The sequence below is a fragment of the Catenuloplanes atrovinosus genome, assembly GCF_031458235.1.
GTDB classification, from domain to species: Bacteria; Actinomycetota; Actinomycetes; order Mycobacteriales; family Micromonosporaceae; genus Catenuloplanes; species Catenuloplanes atrovinosus.
In genome coordinates this window covers 3,171,129-3,187,560 of sequence record NZ_JAVDYB010000001.1, presented here as the reverse complement: position 1 = coordinate 3,187,560, position 16,432 = coordinate 3,171,129, and the positions used below count along the sequence as shown (strand labels likewise).

Here is a 16,432-nt window from a genome sequence, read left to right as displayed (position 1 = left end):
CGGCGGCCCGCTCCCGGAGCTGAACCTTTCCCGCACCGTCCCCGCTACCGAACGAACCGCGCGATCTCGTCCAGGTGCTCCGGCTGAAGCCCGCGCCGCGAGTCCGGCGCGATCAGCAGCCCGCGCCCGTCCGCGGTGAGCGCGTCCCGGTCCGGCCCCGGCGGCGGCAGCGCCTCGTCGTCGGTCCAGATCAGCCGCCGCCCCTCGGTGTGCACCACGTCACGCGCCGCCGCCAGCTTCAGCGGCCAGCACTCCGCCCCGCGCGGCAGCGGCCTCCGGGTGAGCGCGGAGCCCAGCGGCGGCAGGGACCAGAGCCGTTCCAGCCGGTACGCCTCCGGACACCACGTCGTGCACCAGCGCACCTCGACCGCCTCCGCCTTGATCAGCTCCTTGATCCGCACGATCAGCGCGGGTGCGAACCGGATCGGATAGGCGTAGTCGTCCTCGGCGGAGTAGACCTCGCGGCGCAGCGGCGGCCCACCCCAGCCAGGGCGCTTCGCGTTGATCACGCCGTCCACGTCCAGCAGCCAGACCGGCGCGGTCATGCCCCGGTCGCTCCCGGCCAGCCGATCTCGGCGAGGAAGCGGTCGGCCTCGGTGACGACGCGGGCCAGCGCGTCCAGCGTCTCGCTGAGCGGTCCCGGGACGTACAGGCCGTGGTCGCCGCCCTCGATCTCCACCACGCGCGGGGTGAGCCGGTGCGCGACCGCCGTGTCCCAGCACGGGTCGGCGGTGCCGCCGACCAGCAGGAACGGTGCGGTGGTCCGCTCCAGCGCCGCGACGACCCACGGGTGGAACAGGAGTGGGGTGAGCCAGATCGCGGGCAGCCCCCGGTCGGCGGCCACCGCGGCGGCGTTGCTGCCGAGCGACTTCCCGATCAGCAGCGGCTCGGTCATGGCGTCGAGCGTGGCGGCGATCTCGCCGTGCACCCAGGTCTCGACGGTGGCCCGCTCCGGGTCCGGAGGGGCGCCGGTCCAGGTGTGGCGGTGCACGGTGGCGCCGCGGCGCTCCGCCACGTCGCCGGCGTAGAGCAGCATCCCGGTCGTCGACCCGTACCGGCCCCCGGGTATCACCAGTGCGTCGGCCATGCGCCGACTGTAGTGGGCCGGTGCGCTTCGGCGATCCCCGATTTCCGGTCGCGCGTGGGTGGTGAGCGGCGGCGGGCCTCGCGGGGGTGGGGGTGACCAGCGGCGGGACCGGCTCCGATGCGACGGCGGAGCGGCGGCGGAGCCGGCGCGAGGTTGGCCCGCGGGAGCATGCGGGCCGCGACCACGCCGGGAGCGGGAAACATGGATCTTGGGCTTGGTGCCCGTGGGAGTCGGTGGGCCGGGACCACGCCGGGAGCGGGGACATCGGGGTCGCGGGGCACGTGGGCCGCACCACGCCGGGAGCGGGAAGATCGGGACAGGTGTGCGCGGGACGCGGCACCGTGCGAGAGCCGGACGGTGCCGCGTGGCCGGTCATGCCGCCTGGAGGCCGGCGGGAAGCGCCGCCGGGGTCAGCTCGCGCATGCCCCACGGGGAGCCGTAGGCGGTGAGGAGGTCGAGGAACGGGCGGGCCGGGAAGGCCTCGGGGCCGAGGACGCCGGTGCCGGACCAGGCGCCGGTGGCCAGCAGTTCCAGCGCGACGACCGGGTTGATCGCGGTCTGCCAGACGACGGCCTGGCAGCCGTACTCGGCCATCGACCACTCGTTGTCGACCACGTGGTAGAGGTAGACCTCGCGCGGTGCGCCGTCGCGGGTGCCGCGGACCCAGGTGCCGGCGCAGGTCTTGCCGCGCATGCGGGCGCCGAGCGTGGCGGGGTCGGGGAGCGTGGCGGCGACCACGTCGCGCGGGGAGACGGTGACCGGGCCGGTGGGGCCGGGGACGATGATCGCGTCGGTGCGGTCGAGGCCGATCTGGTGCAGCGTGCGGAGCGTGCGGATGAACTCCTCGCCCAGGCCGTACTTGAACGTGACCCGGCGGGCCGGGACCCAGCGCGGGATGAGCAGCACCTCCTCGTGCTCCACGTTGACGCACTGGACCGGGCCGATGCCCTCGGGGAAGTCGAAGACCTCCGGCTCGCTGAACGGCGCGGTGGTGAACCAGCCGCGGCCGGACTCCCAGACCACCGGCGGGTTCAGGCACTCCTCGATGGTGGTCCAGATGTTGAACGACGGCGCGAACTCGTGGCCGTCCACGGTGAGGTTGGCGCCGTCGCGGACGCCGATCTCGTCGATCTCGTCGAACAGCGCGTCCGCCGCGTGCCGGGCGAACACGTCGGACAGGCCGGGCTCGACGCCCATGCCGACCAGCGCGAGGCGGCCGTCGCGGGCCCACGCCTCGGACTGCGCGAACTGGTCGTCGCCGAGCTTCACGCCGCACTGCGCGTAGGGCGCGTCCGGGTGCGGCCGGGACAGCGACATGGCCATGTCCAGGTAGGTCACGCCGGCCGCGCGGGCCGCCTCGAAGATCGGCATGACGAAGCGCGGGTCGACCGCGTTCAGCACCACGCCGGCGCCGGTGCGCCGGATCAGCGCGGTGATCGCCGCGGGGTCGGCGGCGTCCACCCGCTCGGCGCGGAACCGGGGGTCGCGGACCGCGGTGACGGCGGCCTGCGCGCGGGCGAGGTCGTAGTCGGCCACGACCATCTCGTCGAAAAACTGTCGCCGGGCGGCGATTCGGGTGATCGCCGTTCCGACACCGCCTGCACCCATCAGCAGGACTCGCATGGGGGAGAGACTCCAATCCAGCTCACGTCAATGTTGTGGGGCCCCGCCGCTGATCAAACGCGTCCCCCTCGCGTAAGGTCAACTGTGTTGGCATAAGAGTTCCGGGGAGGTCCGATGCCGAAGACGGTGGTACCGGAGGAGAAACGGCGACGCCGGCGGCCCACCCGCAGCGGCACCGTGCTGTCCGAGACACTGATCGTGGACACCGCATTGCGCCTGCTCAGGGAGCATGGCAGCGCGGGCCTCAGTGCACGGCGGCTCGGCCTGGCGCTGGACTGCGACCCGAGCGCGCTGTACCGCTACTTCCGGGGCATGGACGAGCTCACGCTTGCGATCGGCGACACACTGATCGGTCAGGCGCTGCACGGCTGGTCGCCGACCGGCTCGTGGCGCGAGGACCTGCGCACCCTGGGGCTGCGCATCCACGCGGCCTACGTGGCGCACCCGCAGGCCGCGGTGCTCACCACCAGCCGGGTGACCGGCAAGGCGAACGAGCTGGCCGCGGACGAGGCGGTGCTGGCGGTGCTGCACGCGTCCGGGCTGCCGGTTCCGGAGGCGGTCGGGGTGTACCACGCGTTCATCGACCAGACCTTGGCGTTCGCGGCGCTGGACGCGGCGTCGCTGGCGCTGCCGAACGCGGCACTGCTCGCCGAGGAGGAGGTGTGGCGGTCCACCTACGCCCGGCTGCCGTCCGCCACCCACCCGCACATCGCGGAGGCGGCGCCGCTGCTGGCCACCCAGATGGTGTCCAGCGCCTTCCCGGCCGCGCTCGAGCTGCTGCTGGACGGCGTCGCGGCCCGCATGCGCAGGGCCTGAGGACCGAGCCTACCGGGTACGCACGTGCGCCCGTCGATGCGGTGCGGGCGCTGTGGCGTGCGCCCGGCGCGCGGGACCGGGGCACGCGCGGCGAGCGCGGACGCGGCATGCTGTCAGGGTGATCGTGCTTGTCGTCGTGGCGTGGGCCGGGGTGGGGGTGACCGCGCTGCTCTGGGGCCGGTCCTGGGTGCGCTGGCTGCGGCTGCGACGACGGCCGGTGCTGCACTGCGACCAGCTCTCCGGCGTCAAGGACGGCAGCCCGGTCACCGTCGGCGGCACGACCGCGGCGGACGACGGCCGGGTCGGGCCGTGGTCGCGGCTGCCGTGCGCGTGGCACGGCGAGACCGTCCGGCGCGGCTATCGTGAGGACGGCGGCTACGTGGAGTGGCGCACCGACGTGGAGCGCGGCGAGGGAGACCGCGGCATCCGGCACGGCGGCGTCCGCGTGGAGGTTGACGAGGAACTGGCGCGGCAGGGCCTGTTCGCGCTGCGCGCACCGATGATCGAACGGTCCTATCAGGACAACGGCCGGGAGCCGTCCGGCGCCCGTCGTCCGTACTCGGTGGCCGAGCACCTGGTGCGCCCGTCCACCGCGGTCGTGGTCACCGGCACGCTCCTCGTCGACCCGGACGGCACCCGCCGCCTGATCCGCGGCGGCTGGGCGGACGGCACCGCCCACGGCGACCCTCGCGAGGTCCGCGGCCGCTACGCGTCCTACCGCCGCCGCCTCCTGCTCACCGGCACCCCATTCCTCCTGGTCGCGGCAACCCTGACCACCCTGATGGCGCTGGACATCCTCCGCTAGCCCCCACCGCGCGCCGGTCCCTGCCGCGTGCCGGTCCCTGCCGTGCGCCGGTCCCTGCCGCGTGCCGGTGCCTGCCGCGTGCCGGTGCCTGCCGCGTGCCGGTCCCCGCCGCGTCGATCTAGGGCGGATTCACGTGATTGGAGATCGAAACGTTGGAATCCGCCCTAGATCGACGCGGCAGAGAGGGGCGGGGCGGAGGGGGCGTGGGGGTGGAGGCCGGCGACGCGCGGGACCGGCAGGGAGGAGCGCCAGCGACGACCGGTGCCCGCGGGAGCATGCGGACCGCGACCACGCCGGAAGCGGGAAAAGCCGCCGCCGGAGATCCGTGGAACGCTAGCGGGCCGGCACCACCGGGACGATGGCGCCGTCGTCGGTGAAGTGGAGGCGGTCGATGGCGGTTTCGCGGTGGGTGCCGTCGCCGCCGGGGACGGCGAATCGGTGGTAGGCGATGTGCCAGTCGTCGGTGCCGGGCTCGCGGACGACGGAGTGGTGGCCGGTGCCGAGGATGCCGCGGGACTCGTCCTTGGCGAGGATGACGCCGCGGCGCGGGCTCCACGGGCCGAGCGGTCCGTCCGAGGTGGCGTACGCGACCCGGTAGTCGGCGCTGCGCGTGTCGTTCTCCGACCACATCAGGTAGTAGACGTCGCCGCGCCTGATCACGAACGGCGCCTCGTTGTAGCCCTCCGGCGTGTGCACGTTCACCTCGGCCGGGTCGAACGACACCAGGTCGTCGTGCAGCGGGACCTGGTAGGCCGCGCCCTGTCCCCAGTAGAGGTACGCGCGGCCGTCGTCGTCCGTGAAGACCATCGGATCGATCATCTGATCCGGGTACGCGTCCGCGGCGATCAGCGGCTTGCCGAGCGCGTCGCGGAACGGGCCGGCCGGCGAGTCGGCGACCGCGACGCCGATCGCCCGGTCCGCGCAGAAGTACAGGTAGTAGCGCCCGTCGCGCTCGACCGCGGCGGGCGCCCACGCGTGCGCGTCAGCCCAGGTGATGTCCGTGGCCAGGTCGAGGATCACGCCGTGGTCGGTCCAGCGGGTCAGATCGGTGGAGGAGTAGGCGCGGAACCGGGTGCCGGACCAGCCGTCGAAGCCGTCCGTGGTCGGGTACAGCCAGTACGTATCGCCGTAGACGACCAGGTGCGGATCGGCGGTGAATCCGGGCAGCACGGGGTTGTTCATGATCCCGGACTGTACGCGGGCCCGTACCTGGCCAGCAGCGCCGCGTGCTCGGCCGCGGTGACCGGCAGCACGGTGCCGTGCCGGGGCCGGGACGGCAGCGCGTAGTCCGCGGACACGGTCCACCCGCCGGAGCTCAGATCCGTGGTCTCGAACGGCACGTAGCCGCGCCCGCCGAACTCGTCGATGAACAGGTACCACTTCTCCTCGCTGTTCGACTTGAAGACCAGCGGGCCTTCGCCGCGGGCGAGCGCGCCGCTGCCGATGCACTCGGCGACGAAGTCCCAGTCCGTGTCCAGCAGCGTGCCCGACCGCTCCGCGATGATGAACTTGCTGCACGGCGTGGACGAACTCGGGTTCCGCTCGTCCTTGGTGAACCGGTAGTACGTGTCGCCGTCCCTGATCACGGTGGAGTCGATGACCGAGTAGCCGGGGTCCTTCCAGACCCGGGCCTCGCTGAACGTGCGGAAGTCGCGGGTGGTCGCGTACATCATCCGGTTGTACGAGTCGCCGGTGTGCCGCGGATCGTCGGCGGCGTAGAGCTTCGAGGCCCAGAACACCACGTACGCCCCGAGGGCCTCGTCGTAGTACGCCTCCGGCGCCCAGGTGTTGCCCGCGGTCTCCGGCGACACCTGGACCAGGCGCTGATCGGTCCAGGTGACCAGGTCCGTCGATTCCCACACCATGATGGACCGGCTGCCGGTGCGCTGTGCCGCGTCCCAGTCGCCGTTGCCGTAGATGCGCAGATCCGTGGCGATCTGGTAGAACTTGTCGCCCTCGGGCGAGCGGATGATGAACGGGTCGCGCAGCCCTTGCTCGCCGAGCGTGGAGGTGAGCACCGGCGCGCCGCCGTTGAGCTCCTGCCAGTGCAGCGGATCGTTGCCCTGGCTGAGCGCGAAGTAGACCTGCTCGCCGTCGGCCGTGCCCTCGCCGGTGAAGTAGCTGAACAGGTAGCCCGCCATCGGCTCGGGTCGCGGCCGGGCGCGCACCGTCGCCGTGAACGTGCGGTGGGCCCGTGCCTCGCCGAGGGTGACCGTCGCGGTCAGCACCACGCGCGCGGCGTGCCGGCCGCGGTGCACCTCGCCGGTCGGCGTGATGATCCTGGGCGCGGACGATCGCCAGCGGATCGCGGTGCCGTGCAGCCCGGCCGCCGGCAGCGTCAGGTTGCCGCGCACGTCGCCGAGGTCGTGGAGGGTGATGGCGGCCGCCGCCGCCTTGACCGCGGCCCGGTCCGGCGGCGGCTCCGCGGCGGTCGCCGGAGTGGCGGCGAGCAGCAGGGACAGCAGCGGCGTGAGCGCCAGCAGCCGGCGGTCCATGGCGAGCCTCCGAGACGTGGTGGGACCTGGTTGGCGGAAGTCTCGACCAGCCTCGACGCGCTCGTCAAGAGCGATGTCAATGCGTCTATGGCCCGACTCGCCGATGCGAGCTGGGGCGATGTGTGCCGATCCGACACGACGATCGGTCACGAAAACGCGGTATCGATCACGCACGGTTCGCATCGGTGACAACCCCGCAACAAAGCGTGTCCGTCTCGTGACTCGCGGCGGTCGGATCTACCACAGTGATCCGGGAGGAGCGACCCGGGGAGTGGCTTCATGATCGACGAGCGGATCGGCGCGCTGCTGGCACAGGTTCGCGACGGCGCACCCGAGGCGGCCGACCGTCTCTGGCGTACGGCCCAGGCCTCGGGCGGGCCGCTGATCTCCCCGGGCCCGGGCGGCACGTCGCTGGTGACGTTCTGCTGGCGCGGCGAGGCGGAGACCACCGCGGTGCGCTGGGGCGTCGAGGCCCCGCTCGACCGGGTGCCCGGCACGGACCTGTGGCACGCGACCGTGGCGCTGCCGTCCCGGCTGCGCACGCTCTACTACCTCGGCCACGGCGCCGCCGCCGTCTCCCCGCGCGACACGACCGGCGTGGGTGCCACCCACGTCGACCCGCTCAACCCGCACACGTTCCTGTTCCCCCGCGACCCCGGCGACCCGACCGACCGCGACTGCTGGGTCTCGCTGCTGGAACTGCCGGACGCACCGCCCGAGCCCTGGCTGTCCGGCCCGCCGGTCCCGGCCGGCGTGCGCGAGCAGACCGAGGTGGCCAGCGCCGCGCTCGGCGGCGCGCGCCGCGTGACGGTCCACCGCCCGACCGGTACGCCCGCCGCCGCGCTCGTCGTCTTCGACGGGCACCTCTCGCAGACCGTGATGCGCATGCCCGACCTGATCGACCGGCTCGTCGCCGCCGGGCGGGTCCCGCCGCTGGTCACGCTCTACGTGCACGTCGAGGACGCGACCCGCGACCAGGAACTGGGCACCACGCCGGCGTACGCGGAGTTCGTGGCGCGCGAGCTGATCCCGTGGGCGCACGCGGAGTTCGGCCTCACCGCGGACCCGGCGCGGACCGCCGCCGCCGGCATGTCGCTGGGCGGGCTGACCGCGGCGTACGTGGCACTGAGCGCCCCCGACGTGTTCGGCCGCGCGCTGTCGCACTCGGGCAGCTTCTGGCGCGCCGGCCCGGACGGCGAACCGGAGTGGCTGACCCGCGAGTACGCCCGGCGCCCCCGCGCCGACCTGAGCCTCTACCTCGACGTCGGCGACCGGGAGACCGGCCCGGGCCCCGGCGGCGCGGCCTCACAGGTGGACGTGAACCGGCGCATACGGGACGTGCTGATCGGCCGGGGCTACCCGCTGGCGTACCGGGAGTACCTGGGCGGCCACGACTACGTCAACTGGCGGCGGCTCTTCCCGGACGCGCTGATCGGCCTGCTGGGCCGCTGAGGCGGCGCGTCAGCCGAGATCCTGCTGAATCTTATCGATGCAGCGGCGCCGGTGCCGATCCAGGATCGGGTCGATGTCGTCGGTAGCGTACGCAACCGCGAGGTCGAAGACGCGACGGTAGTACTTGATGTCCTGCTCGCCCCGCGAGACCAGGCCGGTGTTGTACAGCTCGATGAACAGAAGGTCCTCTCCGAAGAGCACGAAGCCGTGGTTGAGCAGCATGTTTATCTCGGCTTCATCGGGGATGATCTGAACGGTCACGTTCGGCAGCGCCGCCATGTCGCGCAGATGATCGATCTGGGCCAGCATCTCCACCGCGGAGCAGACATGTCGGCGCAGCGCGATCTCCGCGATCACGGCGTGCAGGCGTTTGGCCGGGTCTGCCAATGCCTCCTGCCGCTTGATCCGCAGGGCGACCGCCGCGAGGATCGCCCGCTCGTCGACCGGGGTCCGGCGGGACCGGACGAGCGATTCGAACAGGATGAGAACGGCCTTCGCGTACCCGCTGGTCTGAAGCAGGCCGGGGATGAGGGTGATCTCGAATTCCCGCACATCGTCGACGGCGGCCTCCCAGTCCGCGACCACCTCCTGCCGGTCGACGATGCTGTCCGGGGCCGATCGCCACTCCACGATACGGTTGTGCGCGTTCGCCGTACGCTGCACCAGTTCCTTCACCACGACGTCGTCCGCGCCGAGAGCGCGGGCTATGGCCTCGATATCCCGCGGATCCGGCGAGCCTCTCCCCCGCTCGATCCGTGAGATCTTGGGCTGACTCATCCCGACCGCGGCCGCCAACTCGGCTCCCGACAAGCCGCGCGCGCGTCGCAGGCGTGCCAGTACGACGCCGACTGGCTCATGCCGGTTCGGAGGGGTCCCGCCCTGCCGGGTCATCGAAGATCCCCTCCTCGCCTCAGTGCGTACCGATCAGGAGATCGTGCGAAGCGCGTCGATCAACAACCGTCGCGGAACCTCGACCAGCATCTCTCCGGCAGGAAGGGTGATGCCGGCGTCGGCCGCGGAGACGATGTAACCCTGAACCACGATCTTTCCTGGATCGCCCTCGTAAACAGTCGGGCAGCTACCTGTCCCGCAATCGGTGGCGGCGAGCGTTCGGAGGGTCGTAGTGCGCGCGTCATTCGCAATTCTAGTCACGAGATCATACCTTCATTCATGTTACGCGAGTTGTCTAGTGTGAACCCGAGTCCGCATGCCGGGTGGCTGACTGCTACCTCGCGGCCCGCGAACTAGCCGCTGGCAACCTTGCTGACCTGGTGATATTCAAGCTGATTGTTTCGTAGTCTGCGTAGGGCCTCCTCATTCATGACGGCTTGAATAACATTTTCACCAGGACTTCGGTGTCGGGGCGAAAGGGAAAGAATCATGTTGCCGGAACAGCCTGGGTTGTACGTGCTCATTGCGGTGCTTTGCCTGGTGGTCGCGATGAAATCGATGCGGCGTGCGCCAGAGCCGGTCGGGGTGGTCGCCGAGATGCTCAGGGCGACGTTCGTGGTGGCGTTCGCGATGGGCGTCGCCTTCGTCTTCGTACTGGCCGCGGCGCTCACCGCGTGACCAGGCAAGGTCTGGGGGGATCGGCATGTCGACGTTCGTGGCGTTCGTCGTGGTTGCGGCGATAGTCGTCTTCTTCGTGCTCGTGGAGCTGGCCGCGGCGACGCTTCCGCTGCTGATCGTGGTCACGCTGGTGCCGCCGGGGGAGCGGCGCGAGCTGGCGGAGGTGCTGGCGGCGCTGGATCGCCGGCGCCGCCTGCGGATCTGGCCGGCGCTGCGGGCGGCCGTCGCGGCCCGCCGCCGGACGTGCCGATCCCGCGCCGACCGGTACGGCGCTCGATGGTGGTGACGTTCGCACGGGGTCGCTCCAGCCTCGATGGTCGCTGGCCACGCGCGATATATCGCTGGACCGGGCTCGATATTCTGAGCGTGTAATGGATATCAAGCGAACGAGCAAACGGCTCTCCCTCATCCTCCGGCATCGCCCGGACAGCGTCGGCATCACCCTCACGCCCGACGGCTGGGTCGCCGTCCCCACCCTCCTCGAGGCTCTCGCCCGGCACGGCCTCACCCTGACCCGCGATCAGCTCGGCCGGGTCGTCGACGAGAACGACAAGAAGCGGTTCACGATCGAGGGCGCACCCGGCGGTGGCGAGCGCATCCGCGCCAACCAGGGGCACTCGATCGACGTCGAGCTCGGCTATGAGGCGCAGGGACCGCCGGAGACGCTGTATCACGGGACGGCGGACCGGAATCTGCCGGCGATCCGGGAGCAGGGGCTGGTCAAGGGCAGACGGCATCACGTGCACCTCTCGCCGGACCCGGCAACGGCGCGCACGGTCGGCACCCGGCACGGGCGGCCGGTGGTGCTGACGGTGGCGGCGGCGCGCATGGCGCGGGACGGGCACACGTTCTTCCGCAGTGCGAACGGGGTCTGGCTGACCGACGCCGTACCGCCCCGGTACCTGAGCGAACCACGAACCTAGACTGGGCCGATGAGCGCCACCTCCGCGGAGTACACCGATCCCCGGACCGTGGCGCTGTACGACGCGCTGCACCCCGATCCGCCCGAGCACCCGTTCTACGTCGACGTGGCGGCGCAGTTGCCGGCGGTGTCGGTCGCGGACGTCGGGTGCGGCACCGGGCGGCTGGCGGCGGAGCTGGCGCGGCGCGGTCATCGGGTCACGGCGGTCGATCCGTCCCGGACCATGCTGGACCTGGCCCGGCGGCGGCCGATCGGCGCGCTGGTCAGCTGGCGGCTGGGCGACGCGCGCGTGTTGCCGGAGAACGCGTTCGAGCTGGTCGTGCTGGCCGGCGGCGTGGTCGCGGAGATCACCGACGACCGGGAGCTGATCGCCACGTTCGCGGCGGTACGGCGGGCGCTGCGGCCCGGCGGGCGGCTCGCGTTCGACGCGCGGCGGTTCACGGCGCGGGACTGGACGGGGTGGACGCGCGCGGGTTCGTACCGTCGGCTGGCCAACGGTGCGGCCGTGTGGCGCGAGGATGCCCGGGTGCTCGGCGACCGGGTTCGCTATCTGGCCGGCTATCGGCTGGCGGACGGCACCGAGCTGACGTTCGAGCGGGAGATCCGGTTGCGGTCCGATGTCTGGTACGCGACCGTGCTGGCCGAGGCGGGGTTCCGGGTCGACCCGGTGGACGACGACGCGCCGGGGCTGGTGGTGATGGCCACGGCCGGGCCGCCGCGGCGCGCGTCGGGGCTGTGCTTCGAGCGGGTCGCGGGACGGCTGTGGGCGGTGGTCGACGACGACAGCGGGCGCCCGGCGCGGGTGCCGATGCCGGACGACTCCCTGGAGATCATCGCCCGGCTGCGCCTGATGGGGGTCGCGCTGGACCAGGTGGTGGCCGCGGCGGCGGCGGCCGGGCTGGACTGGGATCCGGCCGGCGAGGTCCGCGCGCGGTCGGAGGCGGACATGGACGAGTGGCGGCGCCGCGACCGCGAGGAGCGCGAGCGCCGCAAGCGCGCGTTCCGCGACCGGATGGCGCCGTGAGCGGCGGCCTCAGGGGCGGGCCAGCGCGCGGGCGATGACCAGCCGCTGGATCTGGTTGGTGCCCTCGACGATCTGGAGCAGTTTCGCCTCGCGGAACCAGCGCTCCACCGGATGGTCGGTGACGTATCCGGCGCCGCCGAGCACCTGCACCGCGTCCGTGGTGACGCGCATGGCGGCGTCCGTGGCGAACAGCTTGGCCTGCGCGGCCTCGGTGCGGAACGGCAGCCCGGCGTCGCGCAGCCGGGCCGCGGTGTAGAGCAGTGCCCGGGCCGCGCTGATCGAGGTGGCCGCGTCCGCCAGCATGAAGCCGATGCCCTGGAAGTCGATGATCCGCGAGCCGAACTGGGTGCGCTCCCGCGCGTAGCCGACCGCGTAGTCCAGCGCGGCCTGGGCGAGCCCGACCGCGCACGCGGCGATGCCGAGCCGGCCCGCGTCCAGTGCGGACATCGCGATCCGGAAGCCCTGCCCGTCGGTGCCGACCAGTCGCTCGGCCGGCACCCGCGCGCCGTCCAGCACCACCTGCGCGGGCGCGCCGGCGCGCAGGCCCATCAGCCGTTCGCGGGCCTGCGGTTCCAGGCCGGGCGTGGCCGCGTCGAGCAGCAGGCAGGAGATGCCGTCCGGGCCGGGCCCGCCGGTGCGCGCGAAGACGGTGTAGAAGTCCGCGTACCCGGCATGGGTGATCCACGCCTTGGTGCCGGTCACCACGTACCCGTCGCCGTCCGGCACGGCCCGGGTGGTGAGCGCGGCGGCGTCCGAGCCGCCGGCCGGCTCGGAGAGGCAGTACGCGCCGAGCAGTTCGCCGCCGATCAGGTCGGGCACCAGTTTGCGCAGCCGGTCGTCGCCGTGCACCGCGGCCGGGTAGCAGGACAGTGTGTGCACGCTGACCGCCTCCGCGACGGTCAGCCAGCGGTAGGCGAGGCGCTCCAGCACGCGCAGGTAGACCTCGTACGGCTGGCCGGCACCGCCGAGCTCGGCCGGGTAGGGGAGTCCGAGCAGGCCGGCGCGGCCGAGCGTACGAACGATCTCGCGGGGGAACTCGCCGCGCGACTCGTGGTCGGCGGCGGTTCGCGGGGTGAGTTCGCCGTCGGCGATCTCCTCGACGAGACCGAGCAGGTCGCGGGCCTCGTCGGTGGGCGGGATCCACATGCGCGAAGCTTAACGGTCGTTAGGGAGTACGGGCGAGTAACCGAGGCGGCCGGACGGTAGGGTCTGCAGACCATGGAGTACGTGCGGCTCGGCACCACCGGCCTGAAGGTGTCCCGGATCTGTCTCGGCATGATGACCTACGGCTCGCCGTCCTGGCGCGAGTGGGTGCTGGACGCGGACGCGGCCAAGCCCATCGTGCGCCGCGCGGCCGAACTGGGCGTCACGTTCTACGACACCGCGGACATGTACTCGCTCGGCGGCAGCGAGGAGGTCACCGGCCGGCTGCTGCGCGCGTTCTTCCACCGCCGCGACGACTACGTGCTGGCGACCAAGGTCTACCACCCGATGGGCGACGGGCCGAACGAGCGCGGCCTGTCCCGCAAGCACATCATGGCCTCGATCGACGACTCGCTGCGCCGGCTCGGCACCGACTACGTCGACCTCTACCAGATCCACCGCTGGGACTACGAGACGCCGATCGAGGAGACCATGGAGGCGCTGCACGACGTGGTGCGCGCCGGCAAGGCCCGCTACCTCGGCGCGTCCAGCATGTTCGCCTGGCAGTTCGCCAAGGCGCAGCACGCCGCGGACGTGCACGGCTGGACCCGGTTCGTGTCGATGCAGCCGCAGTACAACCTGGTCTACCGCGAGGAGGAGCGCGAGATGCTGCCGCTCTGCGCGGACCAGGGCGTCGGCGTCATCCCGTGGAGCCCGCTCGCCCGCGGCCTGCTCGCCGGCTCGCGTACCCGGGACGGCGAGCACACCACCCGGGCCCGCACCGACGCCATCGCGCGCGAGCTCTACAGCGACGACGACCTGGCCGTGGCGGAGGAGGCCCGCCGGATCGCGGACGCCCGCGGCCTGCCCGTGGCCCAGGTCGCGCTGGCCTGGGTGCTGTCCCGCCCGGTCGTCACCGCCCCGATCGTCGGCGCGTCCCGCACCGGCCACATCGAGGACGCGGTCGCCGCGGTCTCGGTCACGCTGACCCCGGAGGAGATCGCCGCGCTCGAGGCGCCGTACCGGCCGCACGTGGTGACGGACCATTCCTAGTTTCCCGCTTCCGGCGGGTCCGGTTCCGCATGCTCCCGCGGGCACCGGTCGGCCGTGGCCGGCCTCCCTGCGGCATCCGTGGCCGCAAGAGCCCGGGCGACTTTCCCGGAAACCGAGGGACGGAAGTGAACAGGGCGACAAAATGAATCGGTGACGGGATCGCACCGTGCTCCGGGCCGGCACCACCAGAACCAGCCGGGCAACCAGCGCTGGCGCTGGCTCGTGGGCATGGGGGCGGTGGTCGCGCTGGGCGCGCTCGGCGTGCACCAGGTGCTGGCGGAGGAGACACCGCCCCCGGCGCCGGTCGAGCAGTTCACCAGCCGGATCACCGGTGTGAGCGCGCTGCCGGAGCCGCCGGACGGGCCGAGCTGGGCGCCGGACCGCCGGACCGCGCCGAACGGGCTGAAGGTCGCGGCGCAGGCGATGGGCGAGCAGTTCGTGCTGTACACCAAGTCCGGCGCGAAGACGTTCCTGCCCGGCGTCAACCTGGGCTCCACCACGCCGGGGCACCAGCCGGGCGAGCTGGCCGTCACGGCCGAGGACTACCGGACGTGGTTCGCGGCGATGGACCGGATGGGCATCCGGGTGGTGCGCGTCTACACGATCCACCCGCCGGCGTTCTACCAGGAGCTGGCCGCCTACAACCGGACGCACCCGGAGCGCGCGCTCTACCTGGTGCAGGGCGTCTACCTGCCGGACGAGTCGTACGCGCGGAAGGGCGACCTGTACGACGAGGCCGTCACCACCGCGTTCGTCGACGAGCTGAGGGACGCCTCCGCCGCGGTCTCCGGCGGGCTCGAACGCGAGCCGCGGCGGGGACGCTCGCACGGCACCTGGACCGCGGACGTCAGCCCGTGGCTGGCCGCCTGGATCATCGGCGTGGAGTGGGATCCGAGCGGCGTGCACGAGTCGGACCGCAAGAACGCCGGCCGGCCGTCCTTCACCGGCAGGTACTTCCGCAGCACGCCGGAGGCGACGCCGACCGAGCGGTGGCTGGCCACCCGGATGGACGAGCTCGCCTCCGCGGAGGCCGCGCGCGGGCGCAGCGCCCCGGTCGCGTTCGTGAACTGGCCGACCACCGACCCGCTGCGCCACCCGGAGGAGCCGCTGCCGCAGGAGGACCTGGCCGGCGTGGACGCCAACCACGTGCTGCCCACGGAACAGTGGCCCGGCGGCACGTTCGCCAGCTACCACGCGTATCCGTACTACCCGGACTTCCAGCGGCACGAGCCCGCACTGCAGAAGGCGATCTTCAACGGCCGCCCGGACCCGTACGCCGGCTACCTGACCGCGCTGCGCCGCCACCACAAGGGCATGCCGGTGATGGTGACGGAGTTCGGCGTACCGTCGAGTCTCGGCACGGCGCACGCGGGACCGCTCGGCCGTGGCCAGGGTGACCACGGCGAACGCGAGGCCATGACGATCGGGGCGGAGCTGCTGCGGGTGATCCGGGGCACGGGCATGGCCGGCGGCTTCCTGTTCGGCTGGGCCGACGAGTGGTTCAAGTTCACCTGGAACACCATCGCTCACCAGGCGCCCGCGGAGCGGCGGCAACTGTGGCACGACCCGCTCACCAACGAGCAGCACTTCGGCATCATCGCCACCGATCCGACCGGGCCGCCCGAGGGCTGGCCGCGGCAGGTGCTGGACGAACCCGACTCGCCGATCGCCACCCGCGCGGTCGCGGCCGTCGACGAGGCGTACCTCCAACTGGGTGTCGATCTGGCGAAGCCCGCGCCCAAGGCGCTCACCATCGGCCTGGACGTGCTCCCGGAGATCGCCGGCAGCCCGCCGCCCGGCTCCACCGACGAGGGCGCGGACCTGGCGATCCAGCTCGACCTGGCGAAGCTCACCGGGCAGGTGTGGGTGCGCGAGCGGCTGGACCCGCTGCCGCTGGACTACCAGGTGCCGGCGGGCCTGCGGGCGAAGGCGGTCAACGGCTGGCAGCGGTACCAGCTGGTGATCAACCGGGATCTGACCGTGCCGACCACCGGCCGGAAGCTGCCCGCGGAGCTGTTCGACGTGGGCGTGCTCAACCACGGCGTGTGGGATCCGGCCGCGCAGAACGCGGACAACCGCAACCTGTGGCGGCTCACCGGCGACGGCACCCTGACCATCCGGGTACCGTGGGCGTTCGCCGGGTTCGCCGACCCGTCGTCGCTGCAGGTGCTGGTCCCGGACGGCAACGTGCCCACCACGCGCACCGCCACCGGCGTCCGCGTCCGGCTGGCCGCCGACGGCGCGCTGCAGCCGCTGGACGAGATCACCTGGGAGCCGTGGAACCGGGTCTACTACGCGGAGCGCCTGAAGGCCGGCGCGGACGTGCTGCGCGCCGCGATGCTGGAGACCGGGGCCGGCGCGCTGCCCGCACCGTCCTCCTCCCCGGCACCGTCCGTGACGACATCCCCGAATGACGGCACTGTCGGTTAGCGGGGTAGGTTCT

The 16,432-nt window shown here is 72.5% G+C and carries 17 protein-coding genes; 9 read left to right on the top strand and 8 right to left on the bottom strand.

The window, feature by feature from the left end; genetic code table 11:
- Positions 1 to 44: 44 nt before the first annotated feature.
- From J2S41_RS14280 to J2S41_RS14270, 3 genes are all read right to left on the bottom strand, one after another.
- Entirely contained in the window at positions 45 to 545 is a 501-nt protein-coding gene (locus J2S41_RS14280; RefSeq protein WP_310367873.1) for an HAD domain-containing protein, read from the bottom strand.
- Positions 542 to 1,087: an alpha/beta hydrolase gene (locus J2S41_RS14275; protein WP_310367871.1), complete on the bottom strand. Its 546-nt coding sequence runs from the start codon at positions 1,085 to 1,087 to the stop codon at positions 542 to 544. Before J2S41_RS14275 ends, J2S41_RS14280 begins: the two co-directional genes overlap by 4 nt.
- A 372-nt stretch (positions 1,088 to 1,459) precedes the next feature.
- Complete coding sequence (locus J2S41_RS14270; protein ID WP_310367868.1) at positions 1,460 to 2,710, bottom strand: saccharopine dehydrogenase family protein; 1,251 nt, start codon at positions 2,708 to 2,710, stop codon at positions 1,460 to 1,462.
- A 114-nt stretch (positions 2,711 to 2,824) separates the two neighbouring features.
- Here J2S41_RS14270 and J2S41_RS14265 point away from each other — a divergent pair, with 114 nt between their 5' ends.
- Together J2S41_RS14265 and J2S41_RS14260 are read left to right on the top strand one after the other, a co-directional pair.
- Positions 2,825 to 3,526, top strand: a complete 702-nt coding sequence (locus tag J2S41_RS14265) for a TetR/AcrR family transcriptional regulator (protein ID WP_310367866.1) — start codon at positions 2,825 to 2,827, stop codon at positions 3,524 to 3,526.
- A gap of 118 nt (positions 3,527 to 3,644) precedes the next feature.
- Positions 3,645 to 4,331: a hypothetical protein gene (locus J2S41_RS14260; protein ID WP_310367864.1), complete on the top strand. Its 687-nt coding sequence runs from the start codon at positions 3,645 to 3,647 to the stop codon at positions 4,329 to 4,331.
- A gap of 333 nt (positions 4,332 to 4,664) precedes the next feature.
- Here J2S41_RS14260 and J2S41_RS14255 read toward each other — a convergent pair whose 3' ends face one another.
- Both J2S41_RS14255 and J2S41_RS14250 read right to left on the bottom strand, forming a co-directional pair.
- Positions 4,665 to 5,513: a family 43 glycosylhydrolase gene (locus J2S41_RS14255; protein ID WP_310367862.1), complete on the bottom strand. Its 849-nt coding sequence runs from the start codon at positions 5,511 to 5,513 to the stop codon at positions 4,665 to 4,667.
- A complete protein-coding gene (locus J2S41_RS14250) occupies positions 5,510 to 6,826 on the bottom strand; it encodes an immunoglobulin-like domain-containing protein (RefSeq protein WP_310367861.1) in 1,317 nt (438 codons plus the stop codon). The genes J2S41_RS14255 and J2S41_RS14250 overlap by 4 nt, the downstream gene beginning before the upstream one ends.
- A 279-nt stretch (positions 6,827 to 7,105) precedes the next feature.
- Between J2S41_RS14250 and J2S41_RS14245 the strand changes: the two genes are divergently transcribed.
- Positions 7,106 to 8,278 carry an alpha/beta hydrolase-fold protein gene (locus J2S41_RS14245; protein ID WP_310367860.1) on the top strand — a complete coding sequence of 391 codons (1,173 nt, stop codon included), beginning with the start codon at positions 7,106 to 7,108 and terminating at the stop codon, positions 8,276 to 8,278.
- 9 nt (positions 8,279 to 8,287) lie between these two features.
- Here J2S41_RS14245 and J2S41_RS14240 read toward each other — a convergent pair whose 3' ends face one another.
- Both J2S41_RS14240 and J2S41_RS14235 read right to left on the bottom strand, forming a co-directional pair.
- On the bottom strand, positions 8,288 to 9,169 hold the full coding sequence (locus J2S41_RS14240) for a helix-turn-helix domain-containing protein (RefSeq protein ID WP_310367859.1): 882 nt from the start codon (positions 9,167 to 9,169) through the stop codon (positions 8,288 to 8,290).
- A 33-nt stretch (positions 9,170 to 9,202) separates the two neighbouring features.
- Positions 9,203 to 9,430, bottom strand: coding sequence for a hypothetical protein (locus J2S41_RS14235; RefSeq protein WP_310367857.1), 228 nt, complete (start codon positions 9,428 to 9,430; stop codon positions 9,203 to 9,205).
- A 228-nt stretch (positions 9,431 to 9,658) separates the two neighbouring features.
- Here J2S41_RS14235 and J2S41_RS14230 point away from each other — a divergent pair, with 228 nt between their 5' ends.
- The 4 genes from J2S41_RS14230 to J2S41_RS14215 all read left to right on the top strand — a co-directional run bounded on the left by J2S41_RS14230 (position 9,659) and on the right by J2S41_RS14215 (position 11,793).
- Positions 9,659 to 9,847, top strand: a complete 189-nt coding sequence (locus J2S41_RS14230) for a hypothetical protein (protein ID WP_310367854.1) — start codon at positions 9,659 to 9,661, stop codon at positions 9,845 to 9,847.
- A gap of 25 nt (positions 9,848 to 9,872) precedes the next feature.
- Entirely contained in the window at positions 9,873 to 10,133 is a 261-nt protein-coding gene (locus tag J2S41_RS14225) for a hypothetical protein (protein ID WP_310367852.1), read from the top strand.
- A gap of 85 nt (positions 10,134 to 10,218) precedes the next feature.
- Positions 10,219 to 10,770, top strand: a complete 552-nt coding sequence (locus tag J2S41_RS14220; RefSeq protein ID WP_310367849.1) for an RNA 2'-phosphotransferase — start codon at positions 10,219 to 10,221, stop codon at positions 10,768 to 10,770.
- Between the two features lie 9 nt (positions 10,771 to 10,779).
- Positions 10,780 to 11,793 (top strand): class I SAM-dependent methyltransferase, encoded by a 1,014-nt coding sequence (locus tag J2S41_RS14215; protein WP_310367846.1) that lies wholly within the window; start codon positions 10,780 to 10,782, stop codon positions 11,791 to 11,793.
- A gap of 9 nt (positions 11,794 to 11,802) precedes the next feature.
- On the opposite strand, the gene J2S41_RS14210 is transcribed toward J2S41_RS14215, so the two are convergent.
- Positions 11,803 to 12,939 (bottom strand): acyl-CoA dehydrogenase family protein, encoded by a 1,137-nt coding sequence (locus J2S41_RS14210; protein ID WP_310367842.1) that lies wholly within the window; start codon positions 12,937 to 12,939, stop codon positions 11,803 to 11,805.
- A 72-nt stretch (positions 12,940 to 13,011) separates the two neighbouring features.
- Here J2S41_RS14210 and J2S41_RS14205 point away from each other — a divergent pair, with 72 nt between their 5' ends.
- Both J2S41_RS14205 and J2S41_RS14200 read left to right on the top strand, forming a co-directional pair.
- Entirely contained in the window at positions 13,012 to 13,989 is a 978-nt protein-coding gene (locus J2S41_RS14205) for an aldo/keto reductase (RefSeq protein WP_310367839.1), read from the top strand.
- Positions 13,990 to 14,139: 150 nt separating this feature from the next.
- A complete protein-coding gene (locus tag J2S41_RS14200; RefSeq protein WP_310367836.1) occupies positions 14,140 to 16,419 on the top strand; it encodes a hypothetical protein in 2,280 nt (759 codons plus the stop codon).
- Positions 16,420 to 16,432 lie beyond the last annotated feature (13 nt).

What these genes read in the sequence shown, in the direction of transcription:
- J2S41_RS14245 (WP_310367860.1), top strand. Translation starts at nt 7,106, where the DNA reads ATGATCGACGAGCGGATCGGCGCGCTGCTGGCACAGGTTCGCGACGGC.
- J2S41_RS14265 (WP_310367866.1), top strand. Translation starts at nt 2,825, where the DNA reads ATGCCGAAGACGGTGGTACCGGAGGAGAAACGGCGACGCCGGCGGCCC.
- J2S41_RS14240 (WP_310367859.1), bottom strand. Translation starts at nt 9,169, where the DNA reads ATGACCCGGCAGGGCGGGACCCCTCCGAACCGGCATGAGCCAGTCGGC.
- J2S41_RS14270 (WP_310367868.1), bottom strand. Translation starts at nt 2,710, where the DNA reads ATGCGAGTCCTGCTGATGGGTGCAGGCGGTGTCGGAACGGCGATCACC.
- J2S41_RS14275 (WP_310367871.1), bottom strand. Translation starts at nt 1,087, where the DNA reads ATGGCCGACGCACTGGTGATACCCGGGGGCCGGTACGGGTCGACGACC.
- J2S41_RS14215 (WP_310367846.1), top strand. Translation starts at nt 10,780, where the DNA reads ATGAGCGCCACCTCCGCGGAGTACACCGATCCCCGGACCGTGGCGCTG.
- J2S41_RS14230 (WP_310367854.1), top strand. Translation starts at nt 9,659, where the DNA reads ATGTTGCCGGAACAGCCTGGGTTGTACGTGCTCATTGCGGTGCTTTGC.
- J2S41_RS14220 (WP_310367849.1), top strand. Translation starts at nt 10,219, where the DNA reads ATGGATATCAAGCGAACGAGCAAACGGCTCTCCCTCATCCTCCGGCAT.
- J2S41_RS14205 (WP_310367839.1), top strand. Translation starts at nt 13,012, where the DNA reads ATGGAGTACGTGCGGCTCGGCACCACCGGCCTGAAGGTGTCCCGGATC.
- J2S41_RS14225 (WP_310367852.1), top strand. Translation starts at nt 9,873, where the DNA reads ATGTCGACGTTCGTGGCGTTCGTCGTGGTTGCGGCGATAGTCGTCTTC.
- J2S41_RS14210 (WP_310367842.1), bottom strand. Translation starts at nt 12,939, where the DNA reads ATGTGGATCCCGCCCACCGACGAGGCCCGCGACCTGCTCGGTCTCGTC.
- J2S41_RS14250 (WP_310367861.1), bottom strand. Translation starts at nt 6,826, where the DNA reads ATGGACCGCCGGCTGCTGGCGCTCACGCCGCTGCTGTCCCTGCTGCTC.
- J2S41_RS14255 (WP_310367862.1), bottom strand. Translation starts at nt 5,513, where the DNA reads ATGAACAACCCCGTGCTGCCCGGATTCACCGCCGATCCGCACCTGGTC.
- J2S41_RS14280 (WP_310367873.1), bottom strand. Translation starts at nt 545, where the DNA reads ATGACCGCGCCGGTCTGGCTGCTGGACGTGGACGGCGTGATCAACGCG.